The organism is Dermacoccus sp. 147Ba (genome assembly GCF_004151355.1).
In the GTDB taxonomy this organism is placed as follows: Bacteria; Actinomycetota; Actinomycetes; order Actinomycetales; family Dermatophilaceae; genus Dermacoccus; species Dermacoccus abyssi.
This window is the reverse complement of the sequence record NZ_SEHL01000003.1, coordinates 107,411-126,141: the sequence shown is the minus strand read 5'-3', so window position 1 is coordinate 126,141 and position 18,731 is coordinate 107,411. Positions and strand designations below refer to the sequence as shown.

Genomic DNA, 18,731 nt, shown 5'->3' with positions numbered 1-18,731 from the left:
GGGCAACGCACTGTTGACGACGACCACCCCGTCAGGCGCACGATGAACCCATGGCCACACCACGCATCGAGATCACCCTGGGCGACATCACGACGGAGGACGTCGACGCCATCGTCAACGCCGCCAATTCGAGCCTGCTCGGGGGTGGCGGTGTCGACGGAGCGATCCATGCCGCAGCCGGTCCCGACCTCCTCGCGGAGTGCAGGCGGGTGCGTGCGAGCGACTACCCGGACGGCCTCCCGACGGGCCGAGCCGTCATCACGGGGGCCGGTCGGATGCCGGCGCGTCACGTCGTTCACACGGTCGGCCCGAACCGTCACGCCGGCCAGACCGACCCGGCGCTGCTCGAGTCGTGCTTCCGCGAATCGCTGCAGGTGGCCGACGCAGCAGGCTGCCGGTCCGTCGCCTTCCCCGCCATCAGCGCCGGCGTGTACGGCTGGGACGTCCACGAGGTCGCTCGCGTCGCCGTGCGTACCGTCCAGGCAGCGTCGTGCGAGAACGTCGACCTCGTCCGATTCGTCCTGTTCGACAAGCGGTCCGAGGACGCCTTCCAACTCGCCCTCGGCTGACGGGGCCGGCCTTGTCGGTTCCGCGTGATTGCATGACGGCATGGAACTCGGTGAGTGGAGTGAGCGCGTCGAACGCGTGTCGGCGGGCTACGGCGACTACTACGGCGTCGAGCGCTCGCCCGAGTGGACGCTACTCAAACTCACCGAGGAGGTCGGCGAACTCGCCCAGGCGCACCTCGCGCTGAGTGGTCAGGGGCGCAACCGCGGCAAGAGCCCGGACGAGTTGCGCACCGACCTCGAGGGCGAGGTCGCCGACGTGCTCGCCATGGTGCTCGTCTTCGCCGGGCGCGCCGGAATCGACGCGGAGGCGGCACTCGAGCGGAAGTGGCTTCCGTGGGAGCGCTTCCACGGCGAGCGGGCGGCAGGCGGCGATCCGACTCCGCCCGGCGCCATCGAGGAGCGCCAATGAGCCCCTCGCGCCGGCACACCCGCATCACGACGCCGCTCGGCGATCTGCTCCTCGTCGCGAGCGCCGACGCCGTTGTCGGCGCCTACTTCGACGGCCAGAAGTACCAGCCGGAGACCGCGTGGTTCGGCGACGACGTCACGGGCACCGGCGACGACGTCCTCACGGAGGGCTCGCGACAGCTGAGTGAGTACTTCTCCGGCGACCGCCTGACGTTCGACCTGCCGCTCGCGCCGGTGGGCACCACGTTCCAGCAGCGCGTGTGGCAGCAGTTGCTCCTCATCGAACCGGGAAGCACCTCGACGTACGGCGCCATCGCCGCAGCCCTGAGCGACGACGGTGAACTCACGCCGGGGCTCGCCCAGGGTGTGGGGCAGGCCGTGGGGCACAACCCGGTCTCCGTCGTCGTGCCGTGCCACCGCGTCGTCGGATCCGACGGTTCGCTCACCGGCTTCGCGGGTGGGCTGGAGCGCAAACGGTGGCTGCTCGCCCACGAGGAGAGCGACGAACAGCGCGCCACGCGCCTGTTCTGATCGCTCCGTCCGCCGTGTCGAACCTTTTTTTGTGCCGCGACCTCACACTTCGGCCCCGTCGCGCGACTACCCGGTGATGACGAACCAACCGCTCTTCCACGAGATCGTCGAGGCCCACTCCTCGGCGGTGCTCGCCGTGTGCGCCTCGGTCCTGGGCCCCGGCCCCGACGCCGAAGACGCGTGGCAGGAGACCTTCGTATCGGCGCTCAGGGCCTACCCCTTCGACGGGGTAGCGAACGTCGAGGCGTGGCTCGTGCGGGTCGCCGGTCGACGCTGCATCGACGTCCTGCGTGGCCGTCGGCGAGAGCAGCCGATCGACGACGCCGACCTCCTCGGGGTGCTGGGTCGCGACCACGCTCCGGGCGCCGACGAGCTCGCGCTCCCGGACGAGGTGTGGGAGCACGTCGTGACGCTCACGCCGCGGCAACGGTTCGTCATCGTCCACCGGTACGTGGCGGGGTGGAGTTTCGGTGAGATTGCAGCCGAACTCGATTGCAGCCCGGCTGCTGCGCGACGCTGCGGCTCCGACGCGGTCGCCGCCCTGCGAGCTCGCCTCGTGCCGTCCGACACGCCCACCGAGGAGTCCCGATGACATCCACACCGGCAGAAACCGCTTTCGAGGAGTGCCTCGCGGCCTTCGCACAGATCCACGACACGGAGACGCTGGCCACCCGTCTCGCGGCGAGTGGCTCGGGCGACATCGACATCGTCTGGTGCACTCACGACTCGCCCGTCGGCACCCTGCTGCTCGCCCTCGCGGGCGATGCCCTCGTCCGTGTGGCGTTCGAGCGCGAAGGGTTCGACGTCGTGCTCGAGAGCCTCGGTGAGCGCGTCGGACGCCGCACCCTGCGGGCCGCAGCGCCGGCCGACGATCTGCGCCGTCAGCTCGATGAGTACTTCGCGGGCGTGCGCTCGAACTTCGAGACGCGCACCGACCTGCGCCTGTCGAGCGCACCGTTCCGGCGGGAGGTACAGAGCAAGCTCGCCGACATCCCGTACGGCACCACCGCGAGTTACGCGCAGGTGGCGACGAACGCGGGGCGCCCCAAGGCGGTGCGCGCCGTCGGTTCGGCGTGCGCCACCAACCCGCTGCCCATCGTGTTGCCGTGCCACCGCGTCGTGCGCAGCGACGGCGGCTACGGCAACTACCTCGGGGGCGAGGAAGCCAAGCGTTTTCTCCTCGACCACGAGCACGCCCACGCTCCGGCCGCAGCGCGCGGTTGAAGCCGTCAGACCCAGCGACAAAGTCGAGACCGAGCTGTCACCTCACCCTCTTCCCACGAGCACGAGCGCGGTCGTAGCCTGATGAAAAGCCTCGACTCGGGAGCACACGATGGACCGGACGCAGTACTGGGAACTCATCGAACAGGCACGTGACGCCGTGCCGGACGGCGACTGCGACGAGAAGGCCGACGCCTTCGTCACCGCGCTCGCCGAGCACGGCGCCGACGAGATCGCCGACGCGTGGTTGCGCCATCGCGAACTCATGCACGACGCCTATTCGTGGGACGTCTGGGGCGCCATCTCGCTCCTGCTCGGCGGATGCAGCGACGACAGCTTCGACTACTTCCGCAGTTGGCTCATCCTCCAAGGCAGGGAAGCGTTCGACGCCGTCATCGACGATCCTGATTCGCTCGTTGATCTCGTGCCCGACGGCGAGATCGACGAGAACGCCTACGAGTGCGAGGAACTCGAAGGCGCGCCCTTCGTCGCCTACGAGGAGGTCACGGGCGAACAGATGCCGCTGCATCGCGACATCCCCGACGAACCCGACCTCGGCGAGGAGTTCGACTTCGACGACGACGAGGAGATGAAGCGTCGCTACCCGCGGCTGTGGGCGCGCGTCAACGGCTGATCGCCGCGGATCAGCTCGTCGTCACGAGCCGAACCAACGTGAGGAGGCGACGGGAACCGCCCGGTTCCCGTCGCCTCCTCACGTTCTCGTTCGAGCGTCCGCCTGCCTGTAGGGCGAACGCAGCACGCCTCCGTCAGGCGCTCACGTCCTTGAGGTGATGCTCGAGGTCGTGGAGGAAGTAGACAGCCAACGTCGCCACGGTGAAGGTCGAACCGTTGTCCCGCAGGCCTCGCCGACCCCACTCATCGTCCCTGACGGCGTCCCACTGGTCGGCCGTCTGCGTCGCCTCACGGCGGTAGGCCTCGGCCACACCCTGCGGGTCGTCCTCGCCGTAGCGCGAATCGACGGCCACCGTATCCGGATCCCAGTTCGGGAACGTCGGGTCGTCCTGCGCGAGCATGAGGTCGAGGCGGCCGCGGTACAGCGCGTTGATGTCACGTACGTGGCAGGCGTACTCGAGCGGTGACCACACGTCCGGAGCCGGACGACGCGGCGCGTCGAGGCGGTCGAGCACGGCCTCCCACTTGGGGATGGTCGCGCGAACGCGCTTCCCGGTCGTCTGGACGTCGAAGTCCGGGGAGAAGCCGCATTCGTCGCACCCATCGGTGACGACAGCCATCCAGCCCTTGTCGGGCGATGCGCCGTCCTCACCGTTCTGACGTGCGGATTCGGTGTCTTCGACGGGCCGCTCGGCGAGCCCGCCCTGCTGGTTTTCGTCCATGCTCGCCACCCTGCCACGACAGGCGCTCAGGTTCACGTCTTAGGCGAACCTCAGTCACGGAATGCTTTGGCGCAGTTCACCTCACGTCTGCTCTCACGTCGCTTGCCGAGCGCTTGCACGCCACAGGATCGCTCCCCGTGGGCGTCTGCGGATGCCCCTGGCCCTCGCCCCATTTCCGAACGCACCAGGAGTCTCCCGTGAGCCCGAAGCTGCTTCCCCTCGTCAACACTCGTCACGGCTCGCGCAGCTACAAGACGTGTGAGTACCGCTGCGCGAACCAGTGCGACGCCCCGACGCCGAACACGTCGGAGAACGAGGAGTTCGCGACGCTCGCCCGTCGCGCCATCGCTCGCCGCTCGGTGCTCAAAGCCACGGCCGGAACGATGGTTCTCGGCGGCCTCGCGGCCTCGCCGGCCGCAGCAGGCGGCAAGGGGCACGGCCACGGCCATGGCCATGGCCACCGCGGTCCGAAGAAGGTCGGAACGACGGAGTTCACCTCCGTCGCGCCCAACCGCAAGGACGACGTCGTCAACGCTCCCGAGTTCACGCACGACGTCGTCATCCGCTGGGGTGACCCGGTGACGGCACGCGCGCCCAGGTTCAACGCCTACAAGCAGACGCCGGAGGCTCAGGCCCAGCAGTTCGGCTACAACAATGACTACGTCGGTCTCATCCCGCTCGACGGCCGCCGCGCTCTGCTGTCGGTCAACCACGAGTACACCGACCCGGAGCTCATGTTCCCCGCAGGCATGGACGAGCTGACGAAGAAGAAGGTCGAGATGGCTGCCCACGGCCTCGCCGTCGTCGCCATCGAGAAGGGCCGCAAGAAGGGTTCGTGGCACACGGTCGACCCGCGCCGCTCGCGCTACAACCGTCGCGTCACGGCGTCCACGCCGCACCAGGTCGACGGCCCCGCCGCAGGCCACCCGATGCTGCGCACGAAGGCCGACCCGCGCGGCCGCACGATCCTCGGAACGTTCGCCAACTGCTCCGGTGGCACGACGCCGTGGGGTACGACCCTGCACGGTGAGGAGAACTTCCACGGCTACTTCGACGCCTCCGGTTCGCTCGACTCGACGCAGTCCGCTGCGTACGCGCGCTACGGCATCAACGGCAAGGGCAAGGGCTGGAAGGACGTCGACGAGCGCTTCGACCTGACGAAGGCCCCGAACGAGCCGAACCGCTTCGGCTGGGTCGTCGAACTCGACCCGCTCGACCCGAGCGCGCCGCCGGTCAAGCACACGATGCTGGGGCGCCTCAAGCACGAGGGCTGCAACGTCACGATCGCCGAGGACGGCCGCGTCGTCGCCTACACCGGTGACGACGAGAAGGGCGAGTACATCTACAAGTTCGTCTCGCGCGACCGCTACCGCCGCGACCGTTCGCCGCACTCGCGCCGCCACAACAAGGCGCTGCTGTCGGCCGGCACCCTCTACGTCGGTAAGTTCACCGGTGACGGCACCGCTGACGGCCTCCACGACGGCACCGGCACCTGGATCCCGCTCACGAGCGACCGAAAGTCCTACGTGCCGGGCATGAGCGTCGCCGAGGTGCTCATCCACACGCGCGTCGCCGCCGACAAGGTGGGCCCGACGAAGATGGACCGCCCCGAGGACATCGAGCCGAACCCGGTCAACGGCAAGGTCTACTGCGCGCTGACGAACAACTCCGACCGTGGCAAGAAGTTCACGACGGACGAGGCGAACCCGCTCGGCACGTCGATGGTGCGCGAGTCGCTCGGTGCGCCGCTGACGGCGAAGTCGGGCAATCGCAACGGCTACGTCCTCGAAATCACCGAGAAGGGCCGCAAGACGGCGACGTCGTTCACGTGGGATCTCATGCTCATCTGCGGCGACCCGGCCGCGCAGGAGACCTACTTCGCGGGCTTCCCGAAGGAGCAGGTCAGCCCGATCTCGTGCCCGGACAACGTCGCCTTCGACGCCGAGGGCAACCTGTGGATCTCCACGGACGGCAACGTCCTCGGCTCGAACGACGGCCTCTTCCGGGTGCCCACCGAGGGCCCGGAGCGCGGACGCGTGCAGCAGTTCCTCACCGTGCCCTTCGGCGCCGAGACCTGCGGCCCGCTCGTCTCCCCCGACCAGCTGTCGGTCTTCACCGCCGTGCAGCACCCCGGTGAGACGGACGACGCCACGTTCGAGAAGCCCACGAGCACGTGGCCGCACACGGACGCCTTCCCGCGCCCGTCGGTCATCGTCTCGTACGCCAAGTGACGCAACCGATCGTCTGAGCGAGCGGCCCGAGCGCGCACGGTGCGCGTCGGGCCGCTCGTTCGTGTCCGCGCCCGCGCGCCAGCATGGACGTTCTACGCTGACCCACGATGCCCGACGACGCCCGCCCCGCCCACCGCCATCCACGCGCGGTGACTCTCGTGGCGCTCGGTGGGGCGCTCGGCGCGGTGGCCCGCTTCGGCGTCGCCGAGGCGCTGCCCCACGCCGACGGTGACGTTGCGTGGGCGACGTTCGTCGTCAACATCGCGGGTGCCTTCGTGCTCGGTTGTCTGCTTGAAGCGCTGACCCGCAGCGGACCCGACACCGGGGCACGCCGCTCCGTATGCCTCGTCCTCGGCACCGGGTTCTGTGGTGCCTTCACGACGTACAGCACCTTCGCGCATGACACCGTGACGCTCGACAGGGGCTTCGGCGTCGGGGTGGGCTGGGCCGCGCTCCAGGTGACGTGCGGTCTTCTCGCCGCCGCGTTCGGCGCCGTCGTCGGCGCTGCCGCCACCTCGAGGCGGCGGGCATGACGGCGCTTCTCGTTGCTCTGGGCGGCGCGCTCGGCGCGGTGCTGCGTTCGGTGACCGACGGCGAGATCAAGCTGCGCTCCCGCCGCACCTGGCCGATCGCCACGTTGTGCATCAACGTGGTCGGCTCGTTCGTGATCGGCCTCGTCGCGGCACTGAACACGAGCGCTACGGTGACCGCCTTCGTCGTCACAGGGGTGTGCGGCGGGTTCACGACGTTCTCGACGGCCAGCGTCGAAGCGATCGGCTTGGTGCGCGAGCGCCGCGGCGTGACGGCTCTGGCCTACGTCCTCGCGTCAGTGCTCGTCTGTGTCTCTGCGGTTCTCGTCGGCATGGCGCTCGGGCGCGCGCTGGTCTGAGCGCGGACGCTCGTTGGGGAACCAGGCCTCGACGGTGAGGCCGTCCGGGCTCGAATCGAACGTGAGGCGCCCGCCGACGGATTCCATGAGGGCCGTCGTGATGGCCAGACCGAGCCCCGAACTCGTCGCGCTCGTGCGGTCGCGGTTACCGAATCTCTTTCCGGGAGAGGCGGCCACGGCTTCGGGCAGGCCCGGACCGTTGTCCTCCACCCGCACCACGACTCCACCGTCTCGCACGTCGACCGTGACACCGACGTCGGTGCCGGCCGGCGTGTGCCGCCGAGCATTGGCGACGAGGTTCGTCACGACGCGACGCACGCTCGCCTCGTCACCGACGACGACGGCGGGCTCGTCAACGGCGTGGAACGCCCACCGGTGTTCCGGCGCGAGCAGCGTGGCGTCGGAGAGTGCTTCGAGGGCGATGAACGTGACGTCGACCTCCGCATCGTCCAGTTGACGCTCGTCCTCGACGCGCGCCAGAACGAGCAGGTCGTCAACGAGCCGGCCCATGCGCCGCCCCTCGCGTTCGATGCGCTCGAGCGACGGACGCAGCTGGTTGCCCTCCGGGGCGAGCGCCGTGATGGCCGCGAAGAGTTCATCGGCCTCGGCCGGAGTGAGTTTCTCGCCGGGCTCCAGGCGCGCAGGCCACACGTGCGACATGTTGGCGTAGTAGTCGTCGACGATCGAACCCGACAGTTCCGCGTGCGAGCGGACGACGGCGATGGGCGTCCGGAGTTCGTGACTGACGTCAGCGAGGAAGGCGCGCCGGGTGGCCTCCCCCTCGTCGCGCCGTCGCAGAGCCTCCTCGACCTGCTCGAGGAGGTTGTTGACCGAGCGAGCAACCGCATCGACCTCCTCGACACTCGATTCCCCCTCGGGGACGCGTCGGCGCACGGCGTCCGTCACCGAGCCGACCGGTGTGGCCGCCATGTCCGACGTCGTGGCCGCGATCTCCCGCAGGGGCCGCGTGAGCCGACGCGTTCCGAGGGCTCCGACGCCGGCGGCCAGGACGCCCGCGAGAAGCCACACGACCCCTTCGAAGAGTCCCAGCTTGGCGAGGTCACGCTCGGTCGTCTCGTCGGAGGTCGCGACGAGAACCCGCCGTTCGGGTGTTACGGCGACCAGCACGCGCATCTCGTCCCGGTCGGGGAACGTGACCGAGTGAAGCCCCGGCGGCCCCTGCACGAGACGCCCGAGTTCGTCGCGATCGGCCGCAGTGACCGTGCGGTCCTCACCGACGGCCGCGATGTCGACGTCGTCGCCGGTCTGCCACAACGCGAGGCTTCCGCCCGGCAGTTCGGACGCGAGTTCTTGCACGCTCGCCTGGGGATGGGACACCGCCGTACGCAACTGCCTGTCCATGGAGTCGTGCAAGACCGCGCGGGTGACGAGTACGGACACGCTGGTGCCGACAGCCGTCACGAAGAGCGCCAGAAGGACGATGAGCGTGACGATGCGACGCTCGAGGGTGCGCGGCAAGAAGCTGCGCAGTGCTCTCATGCGCCCGGACGCATCGTGTACCCGATGCCCCGCACGGTGCGGATGAGCGGGAGCCCGTCGGCATCGATCTTCTTGCGCAGATACGAGATGTAGAGCTCGACGACGTGCTCGCCGCCGGCGAAGTCCTCACCCCAGACGGCCGAGAGCAGCTCTTGCTTGGAGCACACCCGACGGGCGTTCTCAGCGAGGTGGCGGGCGAGCGCGAATTCCGTGGCGGTGAGCTTGATGGGCACGCCCGCACGCTCCACCTCGAAGGTGGAGGTGTTGATGACGAGGTCGTCGACGGCGAGGTGATCGCCCTGCGCCGCTGCGGTGAGGCCGCGACGGCGCACGAGAGCCTCGGCTCGCACGATGACCTCTTCGAGGCTGAAGGGCTTCGTCAGGTAGTCGTCACCACCCTGGCGGATGCCGGCAACGCGATCGTCGACGCCGTCCCGCGCCGTGAGGAAGATGACGCCGACCTCGGGGTTGAGCGCACGCAACCGAGCGAGCACCTCGAAGCCGTCGATGTCGGGAAGACCGATGTCGAGGACGACGACATCGGGTTCGCTGATGCGGCACTTGGCGACGGCCACTTCCCCGGTGGGCGCAGACTCGGCGTCCCACCCCTGGAAGCGGAAACCTGCAGTGAGGGAGTCGACGAGCCCGGGCTCGTCGTCGACGACGAGGACACGCAGTGCTCGGCCACCCGTGTGGGGAGGCGTTTTCGGTGCGCTCATGCGTCCACAGTAGGGCGTCGCCCACCGCGCGAGGCCACCCTTGGCCGCGGCAGGTCGCATGAGAAGGAATTCTGAAAAAGTAGTTGTACGTTCAATGACGTGCCCGGGGTCGTGCTCCCGTTCCCCCCTTTGTGTGATGCGCCCCGGGCACGCTCACTCTTCGCAGCGCGGCTGCGCACTGCAGGCTCGGTGTCCACAAGCAGCGCGGGAATCGCGCTCTTCGATCGGCTCGAGCGGGCCCTTCCACAGGCCGCACCACGCGAGCCTTTCGTGGTCGGTCAGTTCGGGCCACGCTCCTTTTCATGGACCCGAGAACCGAGACCTCCCGCCTCGTCCTGGTGAGCAGCGAGCCGGATGAACTCCGCACCAGCCCAGCGCTCCCGGACGCACGCCACGCCACCTCAGCTTGTCTGGACGACGACCTCGACTGGCACGCCCTGCTGCTCGCGGCGGGCATCCGCCAGGAGCGAGGCGACCACCGCGAATGGCGCGCGGCACCTCGACGGGCCGGGCTCGCCTCCTCAGTCATCGACGCGATCATGACGCCCCGCGTCACCTCCGTCACGGTCGAGAACGCCGTCACGAGGTTCGTCGACCGCTTCGGTGACGGCGACCTCGACGTCCTCCGGGGCGCGATGGACGAGCTCGGAGCCGAGCGGTGGCGCACTGAGGTTCTGACGAGCCATCGGGTCGTGCTGCGCAAGGACGCCCCGTACAAGGCCGACGTCATCGCCGAGGCTGCCGAGGTGCTGCGCCACTACGACGTGTGGGCCGCCGACCACCTCGTCGAACGCGCTCGGGACGAGGTGCTGCGCGGAGCGTGGTGTGCCGTCACCGGCCAGTCGAGCGGCTTCACCTGGCGGCATCTGCTGCTGGCCGCGGGCTTGGACGATCCCCTCGTCTGCCCGCTCACGCGGCGGTTCGTCCGGCGTCACCTCGGACGGCGTGCGGCCGCCGCACCGGAGACGGAGCTCCTTGCGGTCATGACGCGGGCCGCCTGCCTGCTCGGCGTCGACACGCTGGAACTCGACCACCAACTCTGGCGCGCTGCGCTCACGCCTCCGCCCCACCGTGGCGTGAGCCAGGGCGGGGCGGAGAGCGACGGCGTCAGCCGCGAGGAGACATCAGACGGTGCGACGCAGGCGAGCGACGACGGCGCCGATGCCGGCGACGAGCAGGAGGCCGAGGCCCGCGAGGCCGGTGACGGCCTGCTCGTTCCTCATCCCGTCGGTCTCGACCTTGGGGCCGGTGGTCGAGGTGCTGGAGGATGACGGGTTACCGCCACCGCTCGTGCTCGTACCGTCCGTCGGGGACGCCGTCGGCTCGTCCGTGGTGGACGGGTCGCTCGGCTCGCTCGTGCTCGAGGGGTCGCTCGGCTCGCTCGTCGGGTCCGTGGGTCCCGTGGTCGGTTCCGTCGGCTCGGTGGTCGGGCCGGTCGGGGTCGTCGTCGGCGCACCACCCTCGATCGTGACGGGGAAGCCGCCGCTCGTGCCGGTCGGCGCAGCCTTGAAGGTGACGAGGGCATTACCCGAGGCGTCGGCGGGCACCGTGAACTTCACCGTAGCCGTGCCGTGGTTGGCCGGGTAGGGCGGTGTCGTGGACGAGCTCGTCGTGATGGGGAACGTGCCCACGGACGTGCCGTCGACGAAGACCTCGACGCTCTTGTTGGCGGGCGCACCCTTGCTGGTCATGTCGAAGCCGGAGACGGTGAACGAGGCCTCCTTGCCCGCGGTGAGCTTTGTCGGCTGGTCCACCACGGACAGCGACTGCTTGGCGTAGCTCGGCGAGAGCGGACTCGCGGCCTTGAGCCACTCGACGAACAGACCCTGGTCGATGAGGCCGGAATCGCTCACGGCGCCACCCTCCTTGAGGGCGGTGAAGTTGTCGCCACCGGTGATGAGGAAGGAATTGGACGCCACCGTGTAGCTCTTGGACTCCTCCAGCGGCTTGCCGTCGACGAGCACGGACGTGATGCGCTCACCGGCGGGCTTGTTCTCGTCGAACGTGTACGTCACGTTCTTCGACAGGCCGAGCTTGAGGAACGGGCGGGAGCTGCCCTCCGGCTGCCACTGCTGCTCGAGAATCTTGACGAGCGTTGCGCCCGTGACCTCACGGGTTGCAACGGTGTTGTTGAACGGCATGACGGCGGCGGCCTGCGCGAAGGTGAGGTTGCCGGACGCGTCGGGCACGAGGTCAGCGCGCACGCCGCCGGGGTTCATGAGGCCGATCTCGACGCTGCCGGTGCGGCCCGGCTTGTTGAGCGAGTCGACGTAACTCTGCGCGATGAGGTTCGACAGGTTCGACTCGGCCAGACGGTCGTCGCGGCTGCCGTCCGCCTTGAGCGCCGAGGTGATCGGACCGCTGCTCTGGGCGACGACCTGCTTGCCGATCTCCTCGGCGCGGGCGTTGGCGGAGTCCACGACGGCGGCAGCAGCCGTGTACGCGGGCAGCGAGGTGCACGCGTCGCTCGGTGCACTCACCGGCCGGTTCGTCACCTTGTACTGCGTCACCTTGCCGCTCGCCTTGTCGTAGCCGAGCTGCAGAACGCCGAGGTACTTCGCGTAGAAGTCGGTCTGAATGATCGGGCGCGTGCCTTCACCGCCGGGAACAGGCGCGTCCCAGCTGTAGAGCTGGTGGGTGTGACCGGTGAAGATGGCCGAGACGTCGCCGCTCGTCTTCGTCACGATGTTGTTGAACACGGGGCTCGCGGCCTGCATCGACGACAAGGTGGCCTCGCCGCCCTCCGGCGCACCCTCGTGGTACTCGGCGACGACGACGTCGGCCTCACCGTTCGCGGCGTTCCCGTCCTTGAGCCTGGCAGCCACGCGGTTGACGGCAGCCACCGGATCGCCAAAGGTCAGGCCGGCCACACCGTCACCGGCCACCATGTTGGGCGTGTCGGTCGTGACGGCACCGACGACGGCCACCTTGACGCCGTTGACATCGAGCACCTTGTACTCGGGCAGAGCGGGCGTCGTGGTGCCGCTCTTGTAGACGTTGGCGCCGAGGTAGGTCCAGCTCGCGCGCGAGCTGACCCGGCCCGTCAGGTCGTCGAAGCCCTTGTCGAACTCGTGGTTGCCCACCGAGCTGGCCTCGAGACCGAGAGCGTTGAGGAAGTCGATCGAGGGGTTGTCCTGCTGCGAGGCCGACTCGAACGGCGTGCCACCGACGTTGTCGCCGGCGGAGATGAACGACGCGTCCGGGTACTCGGCCTTCGCCGACGCCACGGTGCAAGCGAAGTCCTTGGTGAAGTGGCCGTGGAAGTCGTTGGTACCCAGGAGCGTCAGAGGCGTGAGGTCGCCGTCGAGAGAGTCGACAGGCGCAGCGGCGAGCGCGGAGGGGGCGAACGTGCCGGCGCACGCGAGGGCGAGGACGCCGGTGAATGCGGATCGGCGCACGAGAGAGCTCGACATGGTTGGGGGTGTCCTTCGGATTCGGCTGCGCCGCAGGCGCGGGGAGGGTGCCCGACTATCTTGCGGGAGGTTTCGGCCCTCGAATCCGTTTGCGAGGCGATCGGCATCGAATCGTCATCTGACGTTCATTCAGGACTGGCGGAATAGTTGAACCTTCAACTACATTGAGGGAAGATCCAACACTTCACGGCCACCGAGGAGGCCCCCAATGCCCGCAGTCACCGCAGACACGCTCACGCTGCCGCACCTGCCCGAGGCGAGCCCGCAGGCCGTCGAGCGCTCCGTGCGCCGCCAGATCACCGGGCCGAAGGGCTTGGAGGGTGAGGGTTTTCCCGTCACCCGTGCCTTCGCCGGCCTCACCCACGCCGAGCTCGACCCGTTCGTCCACATGGACGAGATGGGCGCGGTCAACTACGCGCCGGGCGAGCCGCGCGGCACCGACTGGCACCCGCACCGCGGCTTCGAGACGGTCACCTACATCATGGACGGCCGCTTCCAGCACCAGGACAGCCACGGCGGTGGCGGCATGATCGAGAACGGCGCCACGCAGTGGATGACCGCTGGTTCGGGCGTGCTTCACATCGAGACGCCCCCTGCTGAGCTCGTCGTTTCCGGCGGCTTCTTCCACGGCGTCCAGCTCTGGGTCAACCTGCCCAGGGCCGAGAAGTGGGCCGACCCGCGCTACCAGAACCTCGAGGGCGGCGACTCGGAGCTCATCACGACGCACGACGGCGGCGCGCTCATCCGCATCATCGCCGGCTCCATCGGCGGCCACAGCGGTCCGGGTTCGACCCGTACGCCCATCACGATGGCGCACGCGTCCATCGCCGCCGGCGCCCGCGCCGACATTCCGTGGGACGCGTCCTACAACGGTCTCGTCTTCGTCTTCTCCGGTTCGGGGTCGATCGGCCGCGACCGTCGTCCGATCGAGGCCGGCCAGACGATCGTCACCGGCCCGGGCGACCTGCTGACGCTGACGGCCGACGATCGTCAGGACGTCGAGACCCCGTCGCTCGAGGTGCTCCTCCTCGGCGGACGCCCGCTGCGCGAGCCCGTCGTGCAGTACGGCCCGTTCGTCATGAACACCAAGGCCGAGGTCATCGAGGCGTTCGAGGACTTCCAGCGAGGCCGCCTCGGCCACGTGCCCGCCGACGGCATCCGCCCCTACCGCGCGAGCGCGTCGGAGATCGCGGAGGCCAAGGAGAAGCGTCTGCGCGAAGCCGTGGCGTCGATGCCGCACGGCGGTGACATCAGCGAAGGGTGAGTCGGCAGGAGGTCTGCCGACGCCCGACGTTCGACCCGGTGCGCGCTCTCCGGTTCGCGCACCGGGCCGTCCACATGCCTGTGGCATCCGTGGAGTGCCCGTGCGTTGTCGGGGCCGGGCGTTACCCTCACCGACATGACGACGAAGATCGCCCTGGTCACAGGAGCCTCTGCCGGTATCGGTGAGGCCATCGCACGCGCCCTGCTCGACGAAGGGTGGACGGTGTACGCCGCAGCACGCCGCGTCGATCGCATGGCGGGCCTCGCCGACCGCGGCGCTCACGTTCTCGGCATGGACGTCACGGACGACGCGTCAATGACCGCGGGTGTTCAGCGCATCCTGGACGCGTGCGGACGCATCGATGCCCTCGTCAACAACGCCGGCTACGGCTCGTACGGCGCGCTCGAGGAGGTGCCGATGGACGAGGCCCGCCGCCAGTTCGAGGTCAACGTCTTCGGCCTCGCGCGCCTGACGCAGCTCGTCACACCGACGATGCGCACCCAGCACAGCGGACGCATCGTCAACATCTCGTCGATGGCCGCCCACATCTACGAACCGCTCGGCTCTTGGTACCACGCGACGAAGTTCGCGGTGAACGGCCTGTCCGATTCCCTGCGCCTCGAACTCAAACCGTTCGGCATCGACGTCGTCACGGTGCAGCCCGGCGGCATCAAGTCCGAGTGGGCCGGCATCTCCGCCGACTCGCTCGAGCAGCGCAGTGGCCACGGGCCCTACGCGACGCAGGCCCGCACCCTCGCGACGATGCTGCGCGGCAGCGACGCGAACTCCTCCGAACCCGAGGTCGTCGCGCGCGCCGTCGTCGCGGCGTGCACGGCGAAACGACCGCGCAGCAAGTACACGATCGGCATGGGAGCCAAGCCCCTCGTCGCCGCACGCCGCGTCCTGCCGGACCGCGCCATGGACGCCCTCCTCAGCGCCGCCTTCGACCAGGCACCCAAGCTCGTCGAGCGACGCGCCAAGCGGGACGCCTCGTGATTCGCCCACTCGCCGGCTCCTCCGGCTCCCTCCGACGCCCGACCGGCCGGCTCTACGCCGCGGCCTCGGCCCTGACGAGCGGAGCCGCCGCCGTCGGCAACGACCGCGCACACGCCGCGACGAAGTACGCCGTCGCGCCCCTGCTCATGCTCGACCTGGCTGCGCAGCCGGGCGCTTTCAGCCCCGCCCGCCGCACCACGACGGCAACCCTGCTCACCGCCCTCACAGGCTCCGCCCTCGGCGATCACTTCATGCTCGCCGAGTCCCGCTCCACCGGCACGACGGCCCGGGCCCACCTGCGGCGTGGCGCGTCGGCGTTCGCCGTGCAGCAGCTCGGCCTCATGACGGTGCTCGCTCGCGCCGGCCACCGCTTCCGCCGCGAGGCGAGCCTCGCGGCGGGCGTCACGCTTGCCGCCCTCGCCGTCGTCGACGGCCTCGCGGCACGTCGCGACGGCGCCGGCAGCACACCCGGCCCCGTCGTCGCTGGGTACGGTGTCCTGCTCGCCTCGATGGCGGCTCTGTCGCAGGGGGCACCGGCGGGCACCGGCCCCTTCGCGGCGATCCGCATCGGGGGCCCACTGTTCCTCGTCTCCGACGCAGTCATCGTCGCGCGGCAACTGTTGCCCGAGGGGCCTAGCCGCGACGTCGCAGACGGCATCGTCATGTCCACCTACACGGCAGCCCTGGGCCTCCTCGTCGACGGCACGGCACGCCTGCGGTAATGCTCGCAGTAGGCTCGTCGGCCGTAGGCTGACGGCATGGCCCTTCAGATCGACTATTTCGCCGCCGCGACCGACGAGGAGGCCGCTCGCACGGTCGATCTCGAATCCGGCCTGCGCTCCCTCCCCTTCGACGACGAGTCCGATTCCGCTGCACCCGAGTACGACGTCGTCGCGAGTCAGGACGTCGACCCGGGCCTCGCGCTCGGCTACCTCAACGAGCTGCTCACGGGAGTCCCCGTCGAGGAGTTCCTCGACTCGGGCTGGCCCGCACCGGTGGCCGTCAGCGCCGACGAACAGAAGTTCGTTCTCCAGGTCGATCCGGGGTTCGTGGCGCTCATGTCGACGCGCGAGGCTCCGTTCGACGGGCTGGCCGCCCAGTGGGCCGCCGTCGAAGCACCCGAGGACGCCGACGAGTGGAACCCTCGCCCGCGTGATCTCGCCGACTTCCTCGCCGAGTTCGTCGCTCTGACGCTACGCGCGCAGGACGAGGGCAAGCACATCTACTGCTGGCTCTGGCCCTGATCCCCACCCGAGGATTCTCGGCGTTCGAACAACGCCGGCTTCGGGCTGACCCTTGACCGCGATGTCAAACACGCTTTACTGTAAAGGAACCTTAACAGTAAAGCGTGTTTGACATCGCGAAGAGGAGTCATCATGACCACGCAGAGCACCTGGGGCACCACACGTTCGGGCCGTTCACCCTGGCCGGGAGCCATCGGAATCGGCGTCGCAGTGGCCGCCGTCCTCGGCCTCGCCGCCTGGGCGTTCGCCAGCAGTACCAACGGCGTCGTGTACGGCATCGTTCTCGCCGCCGCGTCCTTCATGCCGGGTCTCGCGCTCGGGTGGATCCTCGTCGTCGACCGCCGCACCGTGAAGGGCGCGGTGCGCAACCCGGAGGAGTCGGTCGAAGCGCAGTGGTACGACCGGGCGACGCGCGGTACCTTCCACGACCTGCTCGCCGTCATGGGCCTCACCGCGATGGCACTGAGCGTCGTGCCGCAGTGGCGCGACGGACTCACCGCGTCGGACGCCCTCCTCGCCTGCATGGTCTTCGCCGCTGCGGACGTCAGCGTGCGCTACCTGCTCATTAAGCGACGCGAGAGCTGACGTGGAGAACAATCTGCCCGCGCTGCGCGCCGAGCGCGGCTGGTCGCAACAGCGGCTGGCCGACGAGCTCGGCGTCTCGCGACAGACCGTCATCTCGATCGAGAAGGGACGCTACGACGCCTCGCTCCCCCTGGCGTTCAGCCTCGCGCGCGTCTTCACGTGCCGCATCGAGGACATCTTCACGCCCGAGGGCTAGAGCTCGGAAAGCCCCAGCGTCTCGTAGGCGTGCCAGGCCGGCTCCTCGTAGGGGTGCGCCGCCAGGACGGCGTCGACGACGCGGCGAGCGTCAGGCCGAGGCACGACCATCTCGACGCGCATCTCGTCGACGACCTCCGGCTCACCGACCCGACCGATCGTCGGGCGGGCCCCGACCTGCGGCTCGAATCGCCCTTCACCTGCCGCGCTGAACGAGCAGGCCCGGTAGTCACCGATCGCCCCCGCGCCGGCGCTGGCCGCCGCCCGTCGAACACGGTCGGCAGCCTCCCGCGGCACGAACACCACGACGACGACCAGCCCGCCCGAACGCGAACGATCCTGACGGGCCGGAGCGGCAACGGTGCCCACCTGGCGCGACTCAGCGGACTCGTCGCCCACCATTCCGAGGTAGGCGAGCGCCGTCCGCACGAACCTCGACGCCATCAGCCGAAGAGGACGGCGACGTCGTCCCACTGCTCACGCGGGACCCTCTTGAGTTCCTTGGTGGCCTCGTCCATCGGCACCGTCTCGATGTCGATTCCCTTGAGCGCCACCATCTGCCCCCACTTGCGCTGCATCACCGCGTCGATGGCGGCGTGCCCGAACCGGGTGGCGAGCACACGGTCGTACGCCGTCGGTACACCGCCGCGCTGCAGATGGCCGAGCGTCGCAGCGCGCGTCTCGATGCCGGTCTTCGCCTCGATGAGCGGCGCGAGCGCCTCGCCGATACCACCCAGACGCGGACGCCCGGCGGCATCGAGGCCGCGCTCGGCGACGATGTTCTCCGACTCGCCGCGGTCGTTCTTGAGCTGGAAGCCCTCGGAGACGACGACGACAGGCGCGCGACCGCGGGCCTGAGTCAGGCGCACCCACTCGGCGATCTGCTCGAGCGTCACCGACACCTCGGGGATGAGGATGGCGTGCGCGCCACTCGCGATACCGGCGTGCAGCGCGATCCAGCCGACGTGGCGGCCCATGACCTCCACGACCATGCACCGGTGGTGCGCCTCGGTGGTCGTGCGCAGACGGTCGATCGACTCCGTGGCGATCGAGACCGCCGTGTCGAAACCGAAGGTGTAGTCCGTGCCGGACAGGTCGTTGTCGATGGTCTTCGGGACGCCGACGATGGGGAGCCCGTCGATCGCGAGCCGCGCGGCGCCCGAGAGCGTGCCCTCGCCGCCGATGGCGATGACGGCCTCGATGCCGTGGCGATCCATGACCTCACGGATCGCCTTCGGCCCGCCCACGCCGTCAATACCGTTATAGGGGTGCGTGCGGGACGTGCCGAGAATCGTGCCGCCCTCCTTGGAGAGCCCTCGCACGCGCCGACGCGGCAGCGGCGAGATGTCGTCGACGATGAGCCCGCGCCATCCGTCACGGATACCGACGAACTCCTGCTCGTAGATCTTGTCACCCTTCATCACGGCGCCGCGGATGACGGCGTTGAGTCCGGGGCAGTCGCCTCCGCTGGTGAGAATGCCGATGCTCATGGTTCCAGTCTCACGCATTCGCCCCGGCGGGACGAATGGAGGCGGCGGCGTCTCTCCCACCGGACGCCCCGCCCAGCCACCGGCTAGCGCAGTGATTCGGCTCACCGGTGCGGCTCATGTC

Annotated in this window: 21 protein-coding genes; 15 read left to right on the top strand and 6 right to left on the bottom strand. The window is 69.4% G+C overall.

What is annotated here, in order from left to right; all coding sequences use genetic code 11:
• The first annotated feature begins 50 nt into the window (after nt 1–50).
• The 6 genes from EVU97_RS05055 to EVU97_RS05030 all read left to right on the top strand — a co-directional run bounded on the left by EVU97_RS05055 (nt 51) and on the right by EVU97_RS05030 (nt 3,363).
• Entirely contained in the window at nt 51–569 is a 519-nt protein-coding gene (locus tag EVU97_RS05055; protein WP_129664049.1) for an O-acetyl-ADP-ribose deacetylase, read from the top strand.
• Nucleotides 570–609: 40 nt separating this feature from the next.
• Nucleotides 610–978 carry a MazG nucleotide pyrophosphohydrolase domain-containing protein gene (locus EVU97_RS05050; RefSeq protein ID WP_047310530.1) on the top strand — a complete coding sequence of 123 codons (369 nt, stop codon included), beginning with the start codon at nt 610–612 and terminating at the stop codon, nt 976–978.
• Nucleotides 975–1,508, top strand: coding sequence for a methylated-DNA--[protein]-cysteine S-methyltransferase (locus tag EVU97_RS05045; RefSeq protein ID WP_047310531.1), 534 nt, complete (start codon nt 975–977; stop codon nt 1,506–1,508). The genes EVU97_RS05050 and EVU97_RS05045 overlap by 4 nt, the downstream gene beginning before the upstream one ends.
• A gap of 76 nt (nt 1,509–1,584) precedes the next feature.
• Nucleotides 1,585–2,100 carry an RNA polymerase sigma factor gene (locus tag EVU97_RS05040; RefSeq protein ID WP_129664047.1) on the top strand — a complete coding sequence of 172 codons (516 nt, stop codon included), beginning with the start codon at nt 1,585–1,587 and terminating at the stop codon, nt 2,098–2,100.
• On the top strand, nt 2,097–2,732 hold the full coding sequence (locus EVU97_RS05035; RefSeq protein ID WP_129664045.1) for a methylated-DNA--[protein]-cysteine S-methyltransferase: 636 nt from the start codon (nt 2,097–2,099) through the stop codon (nt 2,730–2,732). The genes EVU97_RS05040 and EVU97_RS05035 overlap by 4 nt, the downstream gene beginning before the upstream one ends.
• Nucleotides 2,733–2,841: 109 nt before the next feature.
• Nucleotides 2,842–3,363, top strand: a complete 522-nt coding sequence (locus tag EVU97_RS05030) for a DUF4240 domain-containing protein (protein WP_129664043.1) — start codon at nt 2,842–2,844, stop codon at nt 3,361–3,363.
• A 133-nt stretch (nt 3,364–3,496) separates the two neighbouring features.
• Here EVU97_RS05030 and EVU97_RS05025 read toward each other — a convergent pair whose 3' ends face one another.
• Nucleotides 3,497–4,084 carry a DinB family protein gene (locus EVU97_RS05025; RefSeq protein ID WP_129664041.1) on the bottom strand — a complete coding sequence of 196 codons (588 nt, stop codon included), beginning with the start codon at nt 4,082–4,084 and terminating at the stop codon, nt 3,497–3,499.
• A gap of 197 nt (nt 4,085–4,281) precedes the next feature.
• Here EVU97_RS05025 and EVU97_RS05020 point away from each other — a divergent pair, with 197 nt between their 5' ends.
• The 3 genes from EVU97_RS05020 (at nt 4,282) to crcB (ending at nt 7,204) form a co-directional block, all read left to right on the top strand.
• On the top strand, nt 4,282–6,315 hold the full coding sequence (locus EVU97_RS05020) for a PhoX family phosphatase (RefSeq protein WP_129664039.1): 2,034 nt from the start codon (nt 4,282–4,284) through the stop codon (nt 6,313–6,315).
• 107 nt (nt 6,316–6,422) lie between these two features.
• Entirely contained in the window at nt 6,423–6,848 is a 426-nt protein-coding gene (locus tag EVU97_RS05015) for a CrcB family protein (RefSeq protein ID WP_129664037.1), read from the top strand.
• Nucleotides 6,845–7,204, top strand: a complete 360-nt coding sequence (gene crcB, locus EVU97_RS05010; RefSeq protein WP_129664035.1) for a fluoride efflux transporter CrcB — start codon at nt 6,845–6,847, stop codon at nt 7,202–7,204. The genes EVU97_RS05015 and crcB overlap by 4 nt, the downstream gene beginning before the upstream one ends.
• On the opposite strand, the gene EVU97_RS05005 is transcribed toward crcB, so the two are convergent.
• The 3 genes from EVU97_RS05005 to EVU97_RS04995 form a co-directional block, all read right to left on the bottom strand.
• Nucleotides 7,142–8,704, bottom strand: coding sequence for a cell wall metabolism sensor histidine kinase WalK (locus EVU97_RS05005; RefSeq protein ID WP_129664033.1), 1,563 nt, complete (start codon nt 8,702–8,704; stop codon nt 7,142–7,144). The two genes, crcB and EVU97_RS05005, sit on opposite strands and share 63 nt — an antisense overlap.
• A complete protein-coding gene (locus tag EVU97_RS05000; protein WP_047311104.1) occupies nt 8,701–9,423 on the bottom strand; it encodes a response regulator transcription factor in 723 nt (240 codons plus the stop codon). The genes EVU97_RS05005 and EVU97_RS05000 overlap by 4 nt, the downstream gene beginning before the upstream one ends.
• Nucleotides 9,424–10,547: 1,124 nt before the next feature.
• The gene (locus EVU97_RS04995; RefSeq protein WP_129664031.1) at nt 10,548–12,836 is read right to left on the bottom strand and encodes a bifunctional UDP-sugar hydrolase/5'-nucleotidase; all 2,289 of its coding nucleotides are present in this window, start codon (nt 12,834–12,836) and stop codon (nt 10,548–10,550) included.
• Nucleotides 12,837–13,044: 208 nt separating this feature from the next.
• On the opposite strand from EVU97_RS04995, the gene EVU97_RS04990 reads away from it, so the two are divergent.
• The 6 genes from EVU97_RS04990 (at nt 13,045) to EVU97_RS04965 (ending at nt 17,121) form a co-directional block, all read left to right on the top strand.
• Nucleotides 13,045–14,100 (top strand): pirin family protein, encoded by a 1,056-nt coding sequence (locus tag EVU97_RS04990; protein WP_129664029.1) that lies wholly within the window; start codon nt 13,045–13,047, stop codon nt 14,098–14,100.
• Nucleotides 14,101–14,235: 135 nt separating this feature from the next.
• Nucleotides 14,236–15,096, top strand: coding sequence for an oxidoreductase (locus tag EVU97_RS04985; protein ID WP_129664027.1), 861 nt, complete (start codon nt 14,236–14,238; stop codon nt 15,094–15,096).
• Nucleotides 15,093–15,818, top strand: coding sequence for a lysoplasmalogenase family protein (locus tag EVU97_RS04980; RefSeq protein ID WP_129664025.1), 726 nt, complete (start codon nt 15,093–15,095; stop codon nt 15,816–15,818). Before EVU97_RS04985 ends, EVU97_RS04980 begins: the two co-directional genes overlap by 4 nt.
• A 36-nt stretch (nt 15,819–15,854) precedes the next feature.
• Entirely contained in the window at nt 15,855–16,340 is a 486-nt protein-coding gene (locus EVU97_RS04975) for a hypothetical protein (RefSeq protein ID WP_129664023.1), read from the top strand.
• 132 nt (nt 16,341–16,472) lie between these two features.
• A complete protein-coding gene (locus EVU97_RS04970; RefSeq protein WP_129664021.1) occupies nt 16,473–16,925 on the top strand; it encodes a hypothetical protein in 453 nt (150 codons plus the stop codon).
• A 1-nt stretch (nt 16,926) separates the two neighbouring features.
• Nucleotides 16,927–17,121 (top strand): helix-turn-helix transcriptional regulator, encoded by a 195-nt coding sequence (locus EVU97_RS04965; protein WP_047310542.1) that lies wholly within the window; start codon nt 16,927–16,929, stop codon nt 17,119–17,121.
• On the opposite strand, the gene EVU97_RS04960 is transcribed toward EVU97_RS04965, so the two are convergent.
• Together EVU97_RS04960 and EVU97_RS04955 are read right to left on the bottom strand one after the other, a co-directional pair.
• Nucleotides 17,118–17,564, bottom strand: a complete 447-nt coding sequence (locus tag EVU97_RS04960; protein ID WP_225910973.1) for a hypothetical protein — start codon at nt 17,562–17,564, stop codon at nt 17,118–17,120. The genes EVU97_RS04965 and EVU97_RS04960 overlap by 4 nt on opposite strands.
• Nucleotides 17,564–18,610, bottom strand: coding sequence for a 6-phosphofructokinase (locus EVU97_RS04955; RefSeq protein WP_129664019.1), 1,047 nt, complete (start codon nt 18,608–18,610; stop codon nt 17,564–17,566). The genes EVU97_RS04960 and EVU97_RS04955 overlap by 1 nt, the downstream gene beginning before the upstream one ends.
• Nucleotides 18,611–18,731 lie beyond the last annotated feature (121 nt).